Origin of the sequence: Dyadobacter sp. UC 10, assembly GCF_008369915.1 — a bacterium.
Lineage (GTDB): Bacteria > Bacteroidota > Bacteroidia > Cytophagales > Spirosomataceae > Dyadobacter.
Genome location: NZ_VSRN01000001.1, coordinates 6,877,528 through 6,896,683, shown reverse-complemented (window position 1 = coordinate 6,896,683; position 19,156 = coordinate 6,877,528). Strand labels below are relative to the sequence as shown.

Genomic DNA, 19,156 nt, shown 5'->3' with positions numbered 1-19,156 from the left:
TAACACGTGCAACGCCTTATTTTTTTATTTAACCGAAAAACTGACCTCAACCCGCCGGTTCCTGATCTTATTTTCCTCCGAATCATTCGGCATTACAGGTTCGTCGGGGCCTTTCCAGTTCAAAGAAAGCTGCTGCTCCAGCACGCCTTTTTTCCGCAGGTAATTTTCCACCACACGCACCCGATATTCCGAAAGCGCGACATTGGGTATCCTTCTTCCGACATTATCGGTGTGCCCCGTAATGTGAGCTGTCCGGTTTCGGTGCGTTTTCAGCAGCATTGCAATCGAATCCAATGTAATTTTCACGCCGGTACTGAGTGCGTAGCTGCTTCGCGAAAATGGCAAAGTCAGGGATCCCGGATTTTTCGTCGGCACAATTACGGGTTTCGAGGCTGGTTTGCCTGCTGTTTTCGGAGTAAATCTTACATCGTGTGCGGCCAGGAAGTTCAATCCGGCTTTGACAATCACATTTTCATTGGTCAGTATATCTTCCAGACTTACCTTATCACTTTGCAGCGCCGTAGCCCTGAACACGTAAGGCCCGGGGATAGCAGTAAGCATTTGCTCGGGCTTGCCGTTTTTTAACTGAAATGTGAAGGTCGATGAAATTTTTTGCGTGCTGATATCGTGCATGATAAACACCGTTTCGAGACTATCCGGAAACTGTAAATGGACTGCAAGCAAAGTAGCAGGAGCGAGCGCCAGGTGCTTTGCCCGCATGGCTGGCGATAAGCCGTTTCGAATCAGCGGAATCTGGATTTCAAATGTAGTATGCTCTGGAATTTCACCGATCAGGTTCACCGGAAAGCTGTTGGTCTCAAAACCGGGCGCATCGAAATAAAGCATTGTCGCGCTGCGATCCAGCTCGAAATCAAGCATTCCAGGACTAAATCCCTGCTTTTCCTGCACTGCATTTTTGGAGGAAATCCTCGCTGTGCAAGGTACGGTCTCATTGGTCGCTACATTATAACATTTGCCCGTAATCCCGATCCTGTTCTCAGGTACCTGAACCGGCTCTTTTCCGACCAGCCACGCGGGTATTGCCAAAAGCAGGAGCAGTAACGTCATTTTATTTGGAAGGATAGGCGGTCTTGGACACGAAATGTAATATAACTGCCGGTTGTTAATTTATTTACGTCGGCTGGTTGGAAAATGTTGCGATTTTTTTGAGACTGCTGTCAGTGCAAAATACCTGCTTGTCGTCTTGTCCTTGTAAATCCTTTTGCATGTATTTCCCGACCGCGGAGCCTATCGATTTTGCAACAGATGACGCTGCGCTTTGGCTGGCTTACCGCCATGGTGACAACAAAGCCCTCGGCATCCTGGCCGAGCGTTATTTTACTACTTTAAAAAGGTATGGGCTGAAATTTATGGTCGACGAGGCGATCGTCGACGATTGCATTCAGGACCTTTTTCTTGATCTCTGGCAAAACCGCCACAAGATCAATCAGACTCCATCGGTTAAATTTTATCTGCTTAAATCGGTCAGGAACAGCATTCTGGAGCACTTGCGTTACCAGCAAAGATTTGCCAGCGACGATTCCCTGCCCTGGGATTCCGGCCTGCCCGAGCAGTTCAATGCAGAATCGCTGCTGATCGAGCAGGAAACGCTGGATAGTCTTGTTCAACAGATCAATGCGCAAATGGCTACGCTGCCCAAGCGGGAGCGGGAAGCGCTTTACCTGCGTTATTTTGAAAACCTGAGTGTGACTGAAATTGCGGCGATCATGGGCGTCAACCGGCAGTCGGTTTCTAATTTTCTTCAAAAGGCTCTTTCGCGGATCCGGACCAAGTGGCTGGTCACAATGACATTCATTTTATTATTTTTTTAAATATTTTCTTCGCTGAGGGTATATCGGCTTGTGCTATTCATATTATCATAGAAATCATTTGAATAGTCAAGAACAGTTATGTCCGAAAACTCTTTTGAATCCGAAGAGGACTTCCTGCAAGACGTGCGTTTCCAGCGATGGGCGCGCGGGGAAGCGCCTGAGGATAAGCATTTTTGGCAGGAGTTTCTGCGCCGGCACCCCGACAAAGTTCATCTTTACGAAAAGGCAGTTGCCTTCATTTTAGTGATGCAGGGTACTGCATTGCCACAAACGGAGTCCGCAGAAAAGGCGCGCCGGATCAGGGATATGATCTCCGAAGCCGAAAGCGAGCGGCCTGTCATGCAGGTCTGGCGGTGGTTCCGCTGGGCAGTGGCTGCTATGCTGGTGGTCGGTTTTGGGTTTTGGTGGAATGAAAGGAATGCAGGCGAAAGAGACCCAATTGCTTTATTGTCCGGCTCAAATGATTCAGCTGAAAAAATGATCACCCGGGAAAATGGCACCAAGGAAGCGGTGCTGGTCAATTTGCCCGACGGGTCTTCGGTATTGCTTGCGAAGGGAAGCAGCGTGCGTTTCGATAAGGATATGAAAGGAGGCGAGCGGATCGTGTTCCTGACGGGCGAGGGCTTTTTTGAAGTTGTGAAAGACACACAGCGACCATTTTTTGTGTTTGCGGATAAAGTGGTTACCAGGGTACTTGGTACGAGTTTCCTGGTGCGATCGTATCCCGATAGCAGCGAGGCTATTGTTGCAGTGAAGACAGGAAAAGTCGCTGTTTCATCAGGAAAAAATGGCGCAGGCCAGCCAACTTCGCTCACCTTGCTGCCCAACCAGCAGATCAATCTGTTGCGTAAAAACGAAAAGCTGATCACAACCATCACCGAAATTACCAAACCCGCGGAAATGACGCCGGTGCAGCAGGAGCCTTTTGAATTTCAGTTTACCCCGGTTGCCGAGGTTCTCAAAATACTGGAAGCCAATTATGCAGTCAAAATCCATTTTGACGAAGAAAAAATGCGGCACTGCACGATTACCGCCTCTTTGAAGGACGAGCCTTTCCTGCAAAAGATCAAGCTGATCTGCCTGGCGACGGAGTCAACTTTCCAGATCCATGACGACCAGCTCATCATTTACGGGAACGGATGCGACAACCCATGATTTTTGAATTAGAAACCCTAAAAGCCGATGATATGAAGAGAACGAAAATTAGCTGTTAACCTGAACCTTAATTATTTAAAACTAAAACTCGATGAAAAAAAATCTGCAAATGAAATTTTATAAACCCTTACTAACAAGGAAGCTATGTGGCGCGTTTTCCTTTCCGGGCCTTCTGGTATTGCTGCTGGCCAGTCTCAACCTGGCAAGTGCAGCGGGCGCGCAGGAAATGCTCAACCAACGGATCAGTATCTCGGTAGCTAATGAAAATATCGAGACGGTGGTTTCTAAACTGGAACAATCAGCGAACGTGCGCTTTTTGTACAGCCGGGAAATTATCCAGTCGCGCCGTAAAGTGAGCTTTACTGCTACCGAGCAGCCGCTTTCAAAAGTGCTCGACGGCATTTTGCAGCCACTTAACCTGAAATACGAAGTGGCAGGCGACAAAATCATACTGAAACGCCAGACGGCCAGTCCGGAAGCGGAGGCAAAACCTGCTGCGTCGGTCAATACCAATGCCCCGGCTACGGCTGATATTTCGGTTTCCGGTAAAATTACCGATGATACCGGCAGCCCGCTGCCTGGTGTGAGCATTCTGATCAAAGGAACTTCGAAAGGAGCGACTACCAATTCAGACGGTAGCTATAATGTGGAAGTCGTAAGTGGTGACGCAGTATTGGTAATCAGTTTTGTAGGGTATGTCAGTCAGGAAATTCAGGTAGGTACTCGCAGCGTGATCGACGTGCAGCTGGTGGTGGACGACAAGGCATTGGAAGAAGTTGTTGTGGTAGGTTACGGGGTCCAAAAGAAAGCCAACCTGACCGGCGCAGTATCGACCATTGATTCCAAAGCCATTGAAAACCGGCCTTCAAGTAACCTTTCAACCGGCTTACAAGGCGTAACTCCGGGTTTGATCATTACCCGCCAGACTGGTCAGCCAGGGCGTGAAAATATCGCGATCCAGATCCGTGGCGCAACTTCCGCAAATGGTAATGTGAATCCGCTCGTATTGCTCGACGGTGTGAGTGTGCCGATCAGTACCATGCAGACTATGAACCCGAATGATGTAGAAAGCATCAGTGTACTGAAAGATGCTGCTGCGGCCGCGATCTACGGTGCGCAGGCTGCGGGAGGGGTGATTTTGATTACAACTAAAAAAGGAAAATCAGGGAAGGTTACCTTTGATTACACAGGGCAGCAGGGTATTGACTGGTCGACGAACGTGCCGGACAGGATGTCGCTGCTCGATGAAGCATTGTTTTCCAACCAGGCGCGGATCAACTCAGGTTCCAGCCCTGAATATACCGACGAAGAAATCCAGCGTATTCGCGACGGAGTACCTTACGTGGTCAACCCGGCAGATACTTCTTCCTATTTATATTATAACCAAAAACCGATTGCGGACGAGCTTTTGCGCAAGATCACTTCCATGAGCACGCACAACATTACGGCGCGCGGAGGGACGGACAAGCTTAACTTTTTGATTTCAGGAGGTTACTATAATAAACAGGGTGTTTTCAAAGTAGGTCCCGACAGTTATGATCGTTACAATGCCCGGATCAACCTCGGCGCCGAGTTGACAAAACATCTGACGCTGGACAGCCGGTTGTCTTATACGCATGAATACACCAACAGTTCTTATGCTGAGGCCAATGGGGGCGGATTGATCTACCAGGTTTACCGGTTCCGTACCCGGAACCCTGCATTCACGCCGGAAGGTCGGTATAATACCTCAAACAGTACTTACGCGCAGCTCGCGGAAGGTGGTTACAACCATTACAAACGCAATTTCTTCGATGGTGTATTTACATTGACCGCAGCCAATTTTGTGAAAGGTTTGCAGCTGCGCGCGGTGGCAGGTACCCAGTACCGTCGCGGTGACCGTCAGCGTTTTAACCGCACCGTTCCATTGTGGAGCAAGTCGAAGGTAGCCAGCTATGTGAACCAGATCAATTCCTACAATATTGACAATGAGCTGACTAAGAATATCAATATGCAGTTTTTGGCCAATTATGATTTCAAGATTGGTGAAAAACACAATATCGCGCTTTTTGCAGGTTACCAGTGGGAAGAGTTCCGGGAAGACTTTCTCTATTCGGGCGCTACAAACCTGGTGAGCAACGATTTGCCTACCTTAAATCTGGGTGACGATAAAACGAAAACGAATAGCCAGACGATCCGTACCAATGCATTCCAATCTGTATTCGGCAGGTTTAATTACAATTTTGCCAACAAATACCTGTTTGAGGCGACTGTCCGGTTAGATGAAAGTTCCAAGCTGGCGCCTGGTTTGCGGAAGAAGTTTTTCCCGTCGGCATCTGTGGGGTGGAATATGCACCAGGAAGATTGGTTTGCCAATACACTTCCTTTCTTCTCTGAATTCAAGCTGCGCGGATCGTGGGGCCGCCTCGGTGGCGCATTGGGTGATGCGATCGGTAACTATGATTATCTGAGCCAGTTAACCCGGGCGAATAACCTGGTGCTGGGCGATTCGCGTACTTCTTACATTTATCAGGGATCAATTCCGTCTGCGAATTTGTCCTGGGAAACCATTGAAACGACCAACGGAGGTCTGGATCTTGGACTTTTCCAGAACAGGCTGCAATTTAATGGAGATTATTACGTGAAATTTAACCGTAATATGCTCACGGCCCAGCAGTTACCTGGTACGATCGGAATTGGCAGCCCACGCAAAAACAATGGGGAGCTGAAATCGTGGGGCTGGGAAACCGAGCTGCGGTACCGCGACAAGATTGGGAAGGAATTCACTTACTCGCTCGCAATCAATTTTTCAGACAATAATAACAGGCTGATCAGTTTCTCAGGCAGGAATGTAGTAGGTACCGGAACCAACGGATTGATCGAAGGTTACGCGATGAATACGGTTTGGGGTTACAAAACTTCGGGCTATTTCACGTCGGAAGACGAAGTGAAAAACTGGGCATTTCAGGATAACCGCGCTGGTGTAGGGGATGTGAAATACAATGACATAGACGGGGATAAGCGGATTACAGTAGGAAAAGGGACTGCTGAAAACCATGGTGACCTGGTGTTGCTGGGTACTACCGCGCCGCGTTATTTGTTTGGTTTTACCTTGGGTGCAGGCTGGAAAGGATTTGATTTTACTGCATTCTTCCAGGGTGTAGGTAAAAGAAGCTACCGCTCCACAGCAGAATCGATTGCGCCGCTTCTGGTTACCTGGAAACAGGCAATGGGCATCCACAGCGACTACTGGACACCCGAAAATCAGGATGCACTTTTCCCGAGACCTTACACCGGAGCTACGCACAATTATCTGGCATCGGACAAATGGACACTCGACGCGAGCTACATCAGGCTGAAAAACATCCAGCTGGGCTACACCATTCCTTTGCGCATTACCGAGAAGGTGAAAATTTCAAGAGCGCGCGTATTCTTCTCAGGGCAGGATATCCTGACGCTTTCGGGCATGGGCAAATTCCAGGGGTTCTTCGATCCTGAAACACGCGACGGTGTCGAAAATGACTATCCGTTCTTCGCGACGGCCTCATTTGGTCTAAACGTTTCCTTTTAATTTCTGACCAACCGCATTAACACTAATAACAATGAAAATTACATTCAAACAAACGCTGCTGAGCCTGTCGCTGGTCACATTCATGACAGCCTGCGACGTGAACCGTTTGCCGGAAACCAATATCAGTGATATGAATTTCTGGACTTCGGAGTCGGATATCAAAGCGGCTAACAATTACCTGTATACGTTTCTGCCGGGTTTTACGGTGCCCAACGAGGGAAATATAACCGAGGATAACTGGTCCGACGATGCATTTGGATTGGCATCCAATTCAGTCAGCGACGGTTCGCGACTTGCTCCTGCTACCGCTACCGGGAACTATAATACTCCTTATAACCTGATCCGCGCGGCTAACAATATTCTGGAAAAAGCGCCACGCGCTGCGGTAACGCCGGCTGTACTTGACCGATATTTGGCAGAAGCATACTTTTTCCGCGCCTGGGGTTATTTTTCACTGGTTCAGAAATACGGAGGTGTGCCTTTGATCCTGAAAACGTTGGGCGAAAGCAGTCCTGAGCTGACAGAAGCGGCAGCGCCGAGAGAGAAGGTTGTGGATCAAATCTATATGGATCTCGATTTTGCGATCACTAAGCTGCCAACGATCACAACGCTTGGCAATGCGGATTACGGCCGGATTTCCCGAACAGCTGCGCAAGCATTCAAAGCAAGAGTGGGCCTTTATGAAGGTACTTATGCCAAATTTCACGCAAAAGGTGACGCCACCAAACACCTGAATATTGCGGTTGTCAGCAGTAAAGAAGTGATCGATAGCAAGGAACATGCACTGTTCGGAAACTATTTTGACCTCTTTCAGACGGCAGGCGAGGGAAGGCAGAACAAAGAGAATATCATCGTGAAACAATATGGTGTTTCCTCTACGGAACGTGTGCTTACACATGCGTACTATCGTAGCTCGCTGGAAACGGGTAGCGTGAACCCTACAAAAAGCCTGGCGGATTCTTATCTGATGAAAGACGGGCTGCCTTTGACCAAATCGCCGCTTTGGACACTGCCGGATTCTTCGCACAAAGTATTCAGAAACCGCGACACACGTATGAGCGCTACTTTCATGAAACGGGGCGATGCGATGATGACGACCAAGCCAATTTTTGATATTGCCAACCTGGTATTTAACAAAACGGGTTACATGTTCCGGAAGTTTGCGAATATAAGCGACTGGAACACACAGGCTTCCGTGACCGACCGTCCGCTGCTGCGCTATGCGGAGGTATTGCTGATCTTCGCCGAAGCAACCTATGAGCTGAAAGGTGCGATCACGGATGCAGAGCTCGACATGTCGATCAACTTGCTGCGGACCCGGGGCGAAATCGCCAAACTGACCAATGCTTTTGTTACCGCCAATGCACTGAACATGCGCGATGAAATCCGCCGCGAACGCCGGGTCGAGCTGGCGCAGGAAGGTTTCCGTTACTTTGACCTGATCCGTTGGAAAATTGCTGAGACCGAGCTGGTAAAGCCGGTTTTGGGTAATTTCTATTTCAAATCTGAATTTGCTGCTGCTACCGTTAACCTGACGCCGGATAATATTATTTTGGTGCAGGCAGCCAGCTTCCGCAAATTCGATCCTGCGAAAGATTACCTCTGGCCTTTCCCGATCAATGAAATTGCATTGAACCCGGAATTGAGGCAGAATGCAGGTTGGTAGGATAGATGGAAAGTAGCAGAAAGTGGGCAGGGGAGTGATCCGCCTTTCAATAAACGTGGTGAGCCTCAGGAAAAAAGAGTTGTCGAGCTGAGCATTTTGATGCTTTGTTTAGTCGGCTTTTAAATTCCGGCTTCCAATGGTTTTCAATTCTCTCCATTTTCTCATCTTTTTTATTTTCACAACTACTGCGTATTACACGCTTGTCGGGCGCTGGCGTTGGGTTTTACTCCTGACGGCCAGCGCCTATTTTTATGCGTCATTCATTCCTGCCTACCTGCTCATTCTAGGCACGATCATCCTCTTCGACTACTTTGCAGGCATTTGTATTGAGAAGCTTTCAGGAATGTGGCGGACCGTTATGCTTGCCGCCAGTATTGTTGCCAACATCGCTTTTTTGGCTTTTTTCAAATATTATGATTTTCTCAATGAGAATATAGCGCTTCTGTTGAGAGCCGGCGGGATCGATTATCAGCCAGGTACGATGGATGGGTCATATCCTGGCCTTTTACTTCCCATTGGCTTGTCGTTTCACACATTTCAATCCATGAGCTATACGATTGAAGTGTATCGCGGCAACCAGCGGGCAGAGCGTCATTTTGGTATTTACGCCCTATATGTGCTGTTTTATCCGCAACTCGTGGCAGGTCCTATCGAGCGGCCACAGAATGTATTGGGTCAATTCCGTCAGCACATTACGTTCGATTGGGAGAATATCCGTCATGGATTGTGGCTGATTGCCTGGGGTATGTTTAAAAAAGTCGTTATAGCAGACCGCCTGGCATTAATCACTGATCCGGTATTCGCTACTCCCGGAACACAAAATGCTGCCAACCTGGCCATTGCAGCCGCCTTTTACAGCATCCAGATTTATTGCGACTTCTCCGGCTATTCCGACATCGCCCTGGGATCGGCTCGGACAATGGGCTACAAACTAATGGTTAATTTTCGCTCACCGTACTTCTCAAAGTCTGTCGCCGAATTCTGGCAACGATGGCATATATCCCTTTCCACCTGGTTCCGCGACTATGTATACATTCCACTTGGCGGAAATCGTCAGGGGCGTTTTCGGACATGGTTTAACCTGATGTTTGTTTTCCTGCTGAGTGGCCTTTGGCATGGAGCTGACTGGAAATTTGTCATCTGGGGAGCGTTCCACGGCTTATTGCTCGTTGCCTCACAGATTCGGATACCAGGAATTTCATCCATTCCTGACGTCTTCCGGGTCGCCTGGACCTTCCTGGTGGTGACACTCGCCTGGATATTCTTTCGGGCCCACAGTACCGATGACGCCCTCCTGATTATACGTACGATTGCCACGCCAGCGAATTGGAGTCTCCCCCAACTGCCCCTGAGCAATAGTGAATCGATATTTTGCTTTTTCTTAATAATAGTATTGTTTTTGAAGGAATACCTGTCGCCTGAATTCGTGCCCGCGGGTTGGAGGTTCTGGCCTGCATTGGGAATGGCCACTTTGATATGCTATTTGTGGGGTGTATTTGGCAGCAATCAGTTCATCTATTTTCAGTTTTAAGCTATGAAATTCCTGCTTAAAAGTACGCGTGCATTCCTTCTGATATTTTCGGCTCTGGTGTTAGCAGCAGGCTTATCCGAGCGTTTGCAGCGAAAGTTGTACGCTCGTGGTTTTATTCCTGATCAATATCGCTTCGGCGACTTGTACAACATCACCAATCTGGAACAATTTAAAGAATTGGATTGGAGCGAAGCCGATGATCTGCTTGAAAGCGACAAGCCTAAGAGTCGTTCACAATCGGTCGACGTTTACACGATAGGCGATAGCTTCACGACAATGGACACAAGCTTTTACGCCGGCAGGCATAATTACCACATTTGGCTGGGGACACATGTTGATACGGTCAGCCTCGATTCGTCGGTGGAGTCAATCCTGGTAATCGAAGTGATTGAACGTACCATCCAGGAGCGGCTTCGGAAGGATTATGCCAGCCTTTATATAGACAAGGGTTTTCAGATACGCGGGAAGAGCAAACGAGCAGCCAAAGAACAAGTGAGGCAGGTGAGTTCTTTTTGGGAAAACAAGTTGAATAAGGAAATTAACCAGCGGCTGGAATTTATACTTTTCAACTCGAGTCTCGCTTTGAAAGTCAAAGAAATCAAAGCCGATCTAATGTTGTCACTTTTTGGCCGTACCCATCCAGGGTCATTGATATCACAGGATCGCGCGTTTTTGTTTTATGAAATCGAAGCAAGTTCCCGCAGCCCCCTTTCCCCCTATAATCAATTAACCGATTCCGACATTGACAGTGTTGTAATTAATATGAACCTTATCCGTTCGCACTACATTCATGCCGGGTTTTCCGAAGTGTACTTTTGCTTTATCCCAAACAAAGTGACTGTTTGTGAACCCAACAGACTTCCTCACAATAATCAGATCACACGTATATCTGAGAATCGACACTTGAAAGTCCCGCTTTTAAATTTGAACGACGAGCTGCTTCATCATCCGGAATGGTTTCATAAAAGCGATGGACACTGGAATGTTGATGGCAAACGGTTGTGGTTAACGCATGTTAATCAAATGGTCTCGAGTAAAAAACGCTCCTGGCAACTCTCACAGAAATAGCTCCTGCGTTTCGATTTTCCCAGGTATTCTTTGTGAAAGGGAATGTTGCACCTGGGGCAGCTCTTTTTGGTGTGTGCCAGCCAGTGCTTTTTCAAAGTATTTTCCTTTTTCCACTTTAAAAAGTCGAAAGCATAATTACGCGTTTCGTTGACGAGCTCTTTCAGCTTGTCGTCGGGTATCGCGCCGATGTGGCTCATCGGATGAACGCGTGTGCGGAACAGGACTTCGTTTTTGATGATATTGCCACTTCCCGAAAAGATATGCTGGTCCAGCAATGCGTCGCAGGCCAGCATTTTGGGATTTTCGTGCAGCTTTTTCAATGCGAGTTTAGCATCCCATTTGTTCGCCATAATATCCCCGCGCCAGTCGTAAAGCTGGTCAGCGGGCTGGTCGAGTATCTGGACAGAGCATGCGTAGAAATTCAGTTCGTCCTTATCAAAAATCAGTGTCAACCGGGGAAGTGTTTTCTTTTGCGCGTTGATCAGATAACTGCCGAAAAGCATGAAATGAATGCGCAAAGTAAAATCCGGAAAGCAGATCAGGAAATGTTTTCCCCACGACCTGAAATCTGTGATTTGCTGGTTGATCAGCCGGTCCAGGTCGATTTTGGCATTACCTTCGGCATGCCGGATCACCTTTCCTTTCAGATGAAGCGCATCGATCGCTTCTTTCAAAATCACAATGGACGGACCTTCTGGCATGGCATGCTTATTATACATTAACAGATGGCAGTCATCTTAAAAAAGCCGGGCCACGCTGGCCGCGCCACGTTGGCCGGGCCACGCTGGCCGCGCCACCGCGTTAGGCGAGAGGATCGTTGCATCAGCATTTCACTACACCGAACAGTATGGGATTATTTTTTAAAAGTCACAAGGACGACCAGCCGGCGGATCAGCTAAACTGGATCAAAGCCCGGCCCGATTATCCGTTTTATATCAAAGCACCGATGATCCTGATCGGGCTTTATCTGATTGTTTACATACTCGCGCTTTTGCAGGACATCATAGTCCCTTTCGCATTTGCAGGGTTAATTGCGATCTTACTCAACCCGGTTTATAACCGGCTTCAAAAGTGGAACGTCAACAAAATACTGGCAATCGTGCTGACTATCCTGGCAGCCTTTCTGGTCGTGGCCGGGATTATGTTCTTTTTGTCTTCGCAGATTGTTCAGTTTGGAGAAATGTTGCCGCAGCTTGAAAAGAAAACGATGGCATTGCTGCATGACCTGCAAGCCTGGCTTTCATCTACCTTTGGAATGTCGACTCAGAAGCAGATGAGTGTGCTGAACGAAGCCGTAAACAGCAGCCGGACCTACCTGGGCAAAACGTTGAATACAGTATTTGGGATACTCAGCTTTTTTGTACTGATCCCGCTTTATGTATTCTTGTTACTATATTATAAGCCGCTGATCCTGAACTTTATCTACGAGGTTTTTGATGAAGACAACTCAGAGCAGGTAGCCGATATCCTGAAAGAAACGAAAGGTGCAGTGCAGAGCTATATTGTGGGATTGATGATCGAAATGTCAATTATAGCGGCGCTCAATTCAACTGCATTACTGATTTTAGGTGTAAAATATGCGGTACTGCTGGGCGTAATCGGGGCAATCCTGAATCTGATACCTTACATAGGCGGGGTGATCGCGATTGCGCTGCCCGTGCTGATGTCTTTTATTACCAAAGATGGATTTACAACGCCGCTGCTGATATTTGCAGCCTATACACTGATCCAGTTTGTTGATAATAACATCATTGTTCCGCGTGTTGTTTCCTCTAAGGTTTCAGTCAACGCATTGGTTTCCATACTGATAGTATTACTCGGCGGGACATTGTGGGGGGTAAGTGGTATGTTCCTGTCTATCCCAATCGTTGCTGTATTGAAAATTATCTTCGACCGGATCGATGAATTGAAACCCTGGGGGAAATTGCTGGGCGATAAAATGCCGGAAGATGCGCCTCATGAAGTTGTTAATCCCAAAGAGACCCAATAACGGGAGGGACCGCTGTTATAAAAAAAGCGCCGCCCCTTTCAGGCGGCGCTTTTCAAACCAGTATGTAATTCTGATCAATAAGTCAGTTTTTGTACTGTTCCAAGGGGCATGCTCAGCAAATAGAACTCCCGTTCGCCGGTACGTTTAATGTCGGTAGGCATCATGATACCGCCTAGCAGTTCTTTGCCTTGTTCATTCAGGACAGCGCCTGTGAAAGGTTTAAATCCTTTATCGAAATCGGCAAATTTGATCACAAGTGGTTTGTTGTTGGCGGTCAGCGCAATGGATGTCAGCGTGGTGAAATTTTCTGCGTGAACGCTTACTTCACCTTTCATGTCCACCGCAAAGATCTTCGCGCTGTTTTTGACAAAAGGCCCGCCAGATAATGTACTGATCAGGAATTTATTTCCATCGAATACAATTCCGGTTGGCACTGCATCTACGATCGGGCCGGTCCCTACTTCGGGAAGCGGTGCAAAAACGCTGATGTCACCAGTATTGTTGTCGCGTTTAATCACTGCGTTAGCTCCCGCGTCAACCATATACATGTTACCGTCAGGGCCAACCGTCATCGCGTAAAGGTTGGAATTGTTATCCTTTGTAGGTTTGATTTTTCTGATCTCCTGTCCATATTCATGAACGATCAGATCGGACATTTTTCTTTCAGGATCTCCGGCATTGAAACCGGAAACGTCTGTGATAAAAAGTTTTCCGTCAATACCGTGGAGGATATACAGCTTGGCATCGTGGAACATCACGTGACTGATACCTTCAACGCCAGCCTCATCGCTGCCTATCGAGGTGAAGCCACTTACGAATGTTGTTTTGGTACCGTTGGGCGAAATCATTACAATCGCACCGTCATTTTTCCCCGTGCCGATTTCAGAAACCCACAAATTGCCCCGATTGTCTTTGTCCATCCCGATCGGTGCCCGCAGGCCAGCCACCACGTTGGATACAGCGAATTGAGTAGGTTCAGGAATCGGTACTTCGTGATCGGTACAGGATACAACAGCAGAAGCGAATAGTAAGAATGCGGCAAGGGGTTTTAGAAATTTTGTTCTCATAAATGGAGATGTTAACGTTGGTAAGATTGATTTTTGCCAATTGCTGGCATCGGCAAAAGTAGGCAAAGGAAAGCCGCCTCCTTTGTATCCTGTGGTTAATTGCGGTTTATTCTTATTAAGCGGTAAATGAGATGAGTTTTTTTATATCTATTCATTGCCCGTAAAGCGGGACGGGCTATTTTCACAGCAGTATCCACAACCAATTATCCAGAAATGACGCAAGATATTTTACAGCCTTTTCCCAAAGCTTATTCGGCTATTGACGAGCAAACCAGATTATCGGGTTTTACAATGGCGTCCGACATTCATACCTGCTCTCTCTTAAAAACCCTGGCCGCCTCCAAACCCGGCGGGCGCTTTCTGGAACTGGGTACTGGTACGGGGCTGTCTACCTCATGGATTTTGGACGGTATGGACGAAGATTCAGTACTTATTTCGGTTGACAATGACGCGGACTTTCTGAGGATAGCAGCGCACTATCTGGGACAGGACCCAAGGGTGTCCCTGGTGCATGCCGACGGAGCTGACTGGCTTTCCGCAAATAGCCCGGAAAAGTTCGATTATATTTTTGCCGACACCTGGCACGGTAAATATCTCATGCTTGATGAAGCATTGAATATGCTCAAACCGGGAGGTTTTTATATTATCGATGATATGATGCCTCAGCCCAACTGGCCTGATGGACACGATGAGAAAGCCAAAAATCTGATCGCTTACCTGGATAGCCGGAATGATCTGGTATTAACTAAACAAGTGTGGGCTACGGGGATTATTTTGGCGGTTAAAATTGGTTAGCGCAAGCGTCGGCTCCCCTGTTTTTTAAAAGAAAGTAAGAGTATAAAGAGGCGGGTAGATGGTTTAAATTTAAATAATTAAAAGAATATGTTTTAATTATTCGAGAATGAGTCCATTTGTCACTAACCCTTAAAATTTACTTTTATGTGTCAGAATCATGGAGTTGCTTACATCAGGCCAGGCGAAGTTGAGGTACAGGAAATTGAGTATCCCAAACTCGCAATCGGAGACCGCAAGTGTGAGCATGGGGTAATCCTAAAGATCGTTTCCACCAACATTTGCGGCAGTGATCAGCATATGGTCAGGGGGCGTACTACGGCTCCGGCCGGGCTTGTGCTTGGGCATGAGATTACAGGGATCGTTGTTGAAGCAGGTAGGGATGTAGAGTTTATCAAACAAGGCGATCTCGTATCGGTGCCATTTAATATCGCCTGTGGCCGCTGCCGGAATTGCAAGGAAGGAAGGACCGGTATTTGCCTTAATGTGAATCCGTCACGCCCGGGCGCTGCTTACGGTTACGTAGATATGGGTGGCTGGGTAGGAGGACAAGCTGAATACGTGATGGTGCCTTACGCCGATTTCAATTTGTTGAAATTTCCGGATAAAGATCAGGGAATGTCTTACATCAAAGACCTTACCCTGTTATCAGATATTTTTCCGACGGGTTTTCATGGCGCTGTAACAGCCGGCGTTGGGCCTGGCTCGATCGTATACGTGGCAGGGGCCGGACCTGTGGGACTGGCTTGTGCAGCTTCCTGTCATTTGCTGGGGGCCGCAGTAGTAATTGTCGGTGATATGATCCAGGAAAGGCTTGATCAGGCTAAAAGTTTTGGTTGTGAAGTAATTGATTTGACTAAGGATACGCCTTTGGAACAGGCGATTGAAGCTATTGTCGGTGTTCCTGAGGTCGATTGTTTTGTTGATTGCGTCGGTTTCGAAGCACGCGGCCACGGCGCACATGCCTCGGAGGAGCGGCCGGCCACTGTGCTCAACACTGCTATGGCGGTGACCCGCGCCGGCGGTGCTATCGGCATTCCAGGGCTTTATGTGACCGGCGATCCCGGTGCAAAAGACAAAGCGGCCCAGGAGGGTAGTCTGAGCATACGGATCGGGCTTGGATGGGCCAAATCGCATTCATTTTATACTGGTCAATGCCCGGTTATGAAATACCACCGCCAGTTGATGAACGCTATTTTGTTCGATAAAATCAAAATTGCAAAAGCCGTGAATGTGGAAGTCATCACGCTGCAGGATGCACCGAGAGGTTATCGGGACTTTGATAAAGGAGCTGCAAAGAAATTTGTGATAGATCCGCATGGAATGATTGCGTAGACTTTATAGTCAAGCCAGTTTTGAACTAGAAGCCGGTGTTTAAACCGAAGCCGGTATGCTAGCCGAGGCCGGTGTACGAGCCGAAGCCGGTGTGCGAGCCGAAGCCGGTGTTGTCACCGGCTTTTGCTTTGCATATCGTACGTTGTTGGTAACAATACAAACAGCTGCATACGAGCTACATATCGATGAACAGTCTTATATAGATCCGGAAAACTTCATTTTGCTATTCAATGTCGTCAGACAAATGATTTTTATCGTTTATTTAGCAGGCCAAAATTTACCGTACCTCCGGCGGTTGCCGGATTTTACCCTTAAATCCTTATGTTAAAAATTTATTTGAGTGTGCTGTCTGCATTTTTGCTTTTGGGTTGGAACAGCCTCGATTTGCAGCACTCACCTGAACAGGAACCCGGCAGGGTGTTAATGAAAGCGGACACGCTGCCCAATGCGGCAAGCTGGCCGGCAGAACTCAACGTAACCCATTTCGCAGGCCCGGACCTGACACCAAGCCCGGCATGTCTTGCAGTTGCTCCTACCGGTGAGGTATACGTTGGAGTGGATATGATCGGCTCGTTAGGTAAAGATCCAGGTAAAGGGAGTATTGTCCGCCTTGTCGATACTGATCATGACGGCAAAGTGGATCAGCATACTACTTTCGCCAAAGTGGATGACCCGCGCGGGATTATTTCCCAGGGGGACCAGCTTTTTGTACTGCATACAACATTCTCCAAAGAAACCGGGAAGGCTTCGGGAATGGATCTGGTGGTTTTTGAAGATAAGAACCATGACGGTGTGGCCGATGGCCCCTCGAAACCATTGATTCAGGGCGTCAGCTCACCAAAATTCCTGCAAAGCCGTGGCACCGATCACGCTACCAACGGAATACGACTGGGCATCGATGGCTGGATTTATATTGCAGTAGGAGACTTCGGCTTTCACGATGCAGTGGACCGTTCGGGCAAAAAACTGACACAACTTGGCGGGGGAATCGTTCGCGTGCGCCCCGACGGTACAGAAATGGAAGTGTACACACACGGCATGCGTAATATTTATGATGTCGCGATTGACCCTTATATGAATATTTTCACAAGGGACAATACCAATGACGGCGGAGGATGGAATATCCGTTTCAGCAACCAGATACAATCCGGCGAATATGGGTATCCGGTCCTTTTTAAAAATTTCACCGAAGAAATTATCCCCGCACTCATTGATCTGGGTGGTGGTTCAGGGACAGGCTCCCTATTTATGGACGATCCTACCTGGCCAGCCAAGTACAACCGCGTGCCGATGATGGCCGACTGGGGCAGAAGCCAGGTATATGTGCACCGACTAACACCCGACGCAGCCACTTTTGATCAGAAGGAAGAAGAATTTGTCAAGCTGGCACAGGTTACGGATCTGGATATCGATGCTTCCGGGCGCGTTTACATGGCAGCCTGGGATGGTGCCGGATATTCGGGAAACCCCAATAAAGGATTTGTAGTGAGAGCGGTTCCCAAAAACTGGACATACAGGGCTTTTAAAGATGTAAAAAAATCGTCAGCAAAGGAATTAGCGGCGCTACTGAAATCTGAAAGCGCGGTACAGCGGCTTGCGGGGCAGCAGGAGCTTTTGGCCCGGTTTCCGAAAGAGGCGGCAAAACTTTCCTGGAAAGTGGCCGAAGATAAAAGCCTTCCCTTGTATGTCCGCGTCGCTGGTATTTTTACTTATGCCCAAGCTTCCGGCAAGGAAGGGATCAGTAATCTGGTTAAACTGTCCGACGAAAGCGACGTGCGGGAGTTCACATTGCGCGCCCTGGCCGACAGAAAGCCGATTATCGGTCAGGTACCTATTGAACCGTTCCTGAAAGGGATGAAAGATATGTCTGCGCGCGTACAAGTTGCGGCGACGGTCGGGTTGGGAAGACTGGGTCGCACTGAAGCTGCCCAATCTTTGCTGGAAGTTAAAGTGCCAGCTTCATTTGTATCTCCGGCCAAGGGAACAGAAGGCCCGCATGCGACTCCGAATTCGGCGATTGTTCCTGCGCATGTCGCAGTAAGATCACTTGTAGCGATCAACGCGGTGGAGGCGTGTGTAAAAGCTGTCGGTACCGAAAATTCGACTATTGCTCTCTGGGCGCTGCGTTATATGCACGATCCCAGGGCTGTTTCCGGACTGATACAGGCTTTCGGAAAGGCCACAGACGAAAAATTGAAGGGGCAAATCCTGACTACTTTGGGCAGATTGCACAAAAAAGAAGCACCATATGATGGCTCATGGTGGTGGAGTACGAGGCCGGATACGCATGGACCCTACTATAAAGCAATCACCTGGGAATCTTCCGATGAAATTAAAAGCTTCCTCATGCAGCAATGGACGAAGGCGGATGAAAATGGGAAGAAGTTTTATGCTGATCTGAATGGTCGCCAGCGCATGGGCATTGATGAGTTTGGCGGGGAGGATATCATTGTTGAAAAGCAGGAACTGAAAATCGACCTGAGCAAGATCAGCAACAAGAAAGGGCAGATCGGCGAAAACTCAATCGAAGATGTGATGCTCGCCATCGCGAAAATTCCGGGAGATCCGGCAGTTGGGAAAACGCTTTTCACCAAGCAGGGTTGCGTGGCCTGCCATAGCGTCAATAAGAACGGGCCGTTGAAAGGTCCATACATGGGCCAGGTCGGCTCGATTATGAACAGGGAGCAGATCGCCGAGTCGATCCTGAAACCCAATGCGTCTATCTCGCAAGGTTTCGCTTCAGTGTTGATTACTACGAAAGCGGATCAGAGTTATATGGGTTTTGTTTCGGAGGAATCGGCTGAGAAGCTGGTGCTGCGCGACATTACCGGTGCGGTTTACACATTCAAGATGTCGGACATCACTTCTCGCAAGGAGCTGGAAAATTCGATGATGCCTTCCGGTCTGGCTAACGAACTGTCTTATGAGGAATTTGCGTCGCTGGTAACATTTCTTTCTCAGCAAAAAAAGTAAAAAGGGTAGTAATTGTACAATGCCGACTTTTAATGTTGCCGATCGAATAGAACGTAATTTTTTTTGAAATGTTGTGTAAATGCTGCTAGCCTTTTTGCAAATTTTGTAGTAACATTTGTAAAAGATCGCAATAGCAATAGAAAGAAATTTTTACTCAACGTTTGTTTAACTTCTTACCCCTGTCCTTCACAAAGGCC

At 48.0% G+C, this 19,156-nt stretch carries 14 protein-coding genes; 11 read left to right on the top strand and 3 right to left on the bottom strand.

Features of this window, described 5'->3' with window-relative positions:
• Nucleotides 1-24 precede the first annotated feature (24 nt).
• A complete protein-coding gene (locus tag FXO21_RS28440; protein ID WP_149643273.1) occupies nucleotides 25-1,068 on the bottom strand; it encodes an OmpA family protein in 1,044 nt (347 codons plus the stop codon).
• Between the two features lie 158 nt (nucleotides 1,069-1,226).
• Between FXO21_RS28440 and FXO21_RS28435 the strand changes: the two genes are divergently transcribed.
• The 6 genes from FXO21_RS28435 (at nucleotide 1,227) to FXO21_RS28410 (ending at nucleotide 10,802) form a co-directional block, all read left to right on the top strand.
• On the top strand, nucleotides 1,227-1,832 hold the full coding sequence (locus FXO21_RS28435; RefSeq protein WP_192579351.1) for an RNA polymerase sigma factor: 606 nt from the start codon (nucleotides 1,227-1,229) through the stop codon (nucleotides 1,830-1,832).
• Between the two features lie 78 nt (nucleotides 1,833-1,910).
• Nucleotides 1,911-2,987, top strand: coding sequence for a FecR family protein (locus FXO21_RS28430; RefSeq protein WP_149643272.1), 1,077 nt, complete (start codon nucleotides 1,911-1,913; stop codon nucleotides 2,985-2,987).
• A gap of 91 nt (nucleotides 2,988-3,078) precedes the next feature.
• Nucleotides 3,079-6,537 carry a TonB-dependent receptor gene (locus tag FXO21_RS28425; RefSeq protein WP_225865895.1) on the top strand — a complete coding sequence of 1,153 codons (3,459 nt, stop codon included), beginning with the start codon at nucleotides 3,079-3,081 and terminating at the stop codon, nucleotides 6,535-6,537.
• Between the two features lie 31 nt (nucleotides 6,538-6,568).
• On the top strand, nucleotides 6,569-8,203 hold the full coding sequence (locus FXO21_RS28420) for a RagB/SusD family nutrient uptake outer membrane protein (RefSeq protein WP_149643271.1): 1,635 nt from the start codon (nucleotides 6,569-6,571) through the stop codon (nucleotides 8,201-8,203).
• 136 nt (nucleotides 8,204-8,339) lie between these two features.
• Nucleotides 8,340-9,734, top strand: coding sequence for an MBOAT family O-acyltransferase (locus tag FXO21_RS28415; protein WP_149643270.1), 1,395 nt, complete (start codon nucleotides 8,340-8,342; stop codon nucleotides 9,732-9,734).
• 3 nt (nucleotides 9,735-9,737) lie between these two features.
• Complete coding sequence (locus FXO21_RS28410) at nucleotides 9,738-10,802, top strand: hypothetical protein (RefSeq protein ID WP_149643269.1); 1,065 nt, start codon at nucleotides 9,738-9,740, stop codon at nucleotides 10,800-10,802.
• Here FXO21_RS28410 and FXO21_RS28405 read toward each other — a convergent pair.
• Nucleotides 10,754-11,503 carry a DNA-formamidopyrimidine glycosylase family protein gene (locus FXO21_RS28405; protein WP_149643268.1) on the bottom strand — a complete coding sequence of 250 codons (750 nt, stop codon included), beginning with the start codon at nucleotides 11,501-11,503 and terminating at the stop codon, nucleotides 10,754-10,756. The genes FXO21_RS28410 and FXO21_RS28405 overlap by 49 nt on opposite strands.
• A 146-nt stretch (nucleotides 11,504-11,649) precedes the next feature.
• Between FXO21_RS28405 and FXO21_RS28400 the strand changes: the two genes are divergently transcribed.
• The gene (locus FXO21_RS28400) at nucleotides 11,650-12,792 is read left to right on the top strand and encodes an AI-2E family transporter (RefSeq protein WP_149643267.1); all 1,143 of its coding nucleotides are present in this window, start codon (nucleotides 11,650-11,652) and stop codon (nucleotides 12,790-12,792) included.
• A 74-nt stretch (nucleotides 12,793-12,866) separates the two neighbouring features.
• Here the strand turns inward: FXO21_RS28400 and FXO21_RS28395 are convergent, their stop codons facing one another.
• Entirely contained in the window at nucleotides 12,867-13,859 is a 993-nt protein-coding gene (locus tag FXO21_RS28395) for a ScyD/ScyE family protein (protein ID WP_149643266.1), read from the bottom strand.
• Nucleotides 13,860-14,072: 213 nt separating this feature from the next.
• On the opposite strand from FXO21_RS28395, the gene FXO21_RS28390 reads away from it, so the two are divergent.
• From FXO21_RS28390 to FXO21_RS28375, 4 genes are all read left to right on the top strand, one after another.
• Nucleotides 14,073-14,654 carry an O-methyltransferase gene (locus FXO21_RS28390; RefSeq protein ID WP_149643265.1) on the top strand — a complete coding sequence of 194 codons (582 nt, stop codon included), beginning with the start codon at nucleotides 14,073-14,075 and terminating at the stop codon, nucleotides 14,652-14,654.
• A 144-nt stretch (nucleotides 14,655-14,798) separates the two neighbouring features.
• Nucleotides 14,799-15,986: a formaldehyde dehydrogenase, glutathione-independent gene (gene fdhA, locus FXO21_RS28385; protein ID WP_149643264.1), complete on the top strand. Its 1,188-nt coding sequence runs from the start codon at nucleotides 14,799-14,801 to the stop codon at nucleotides 15,984-15,986.
• A 55-nt stretch (nucleotides 15,987-16,041) separates the two neighbouring features.
• The gene (locus FXO21_RS28380) at nucleotides 16,042-16,314 is read left to right on the top strand and encodes a hypothetical protein (RefSeq protein WP_149643263.1); all 273 of its coding nucleotides are present in this window, start codon (nucleotides 16,042-16,044) and stop codon (nucleotides 16,312-16,314) included.
• On the top strand, nucleotides 16,308-18,959 hold the full coding sequence (locus FXO21_RS28375) for a DUF7133 domain-containing protein (protein WP_149643262.1): 2,652 nt from the start codon (nucleotides 16,308-16,310) through the stop codon (nucleotides 18,957-18,959). The genes FXO21_RS28380 and FXO21_RS28375 overlap by 7 nt, the downstream gene beginning before the upstream one ends.
• The last annotated feature ends 197 nt before the right edge of the window (nucleotides 18,960-19,156 follow it).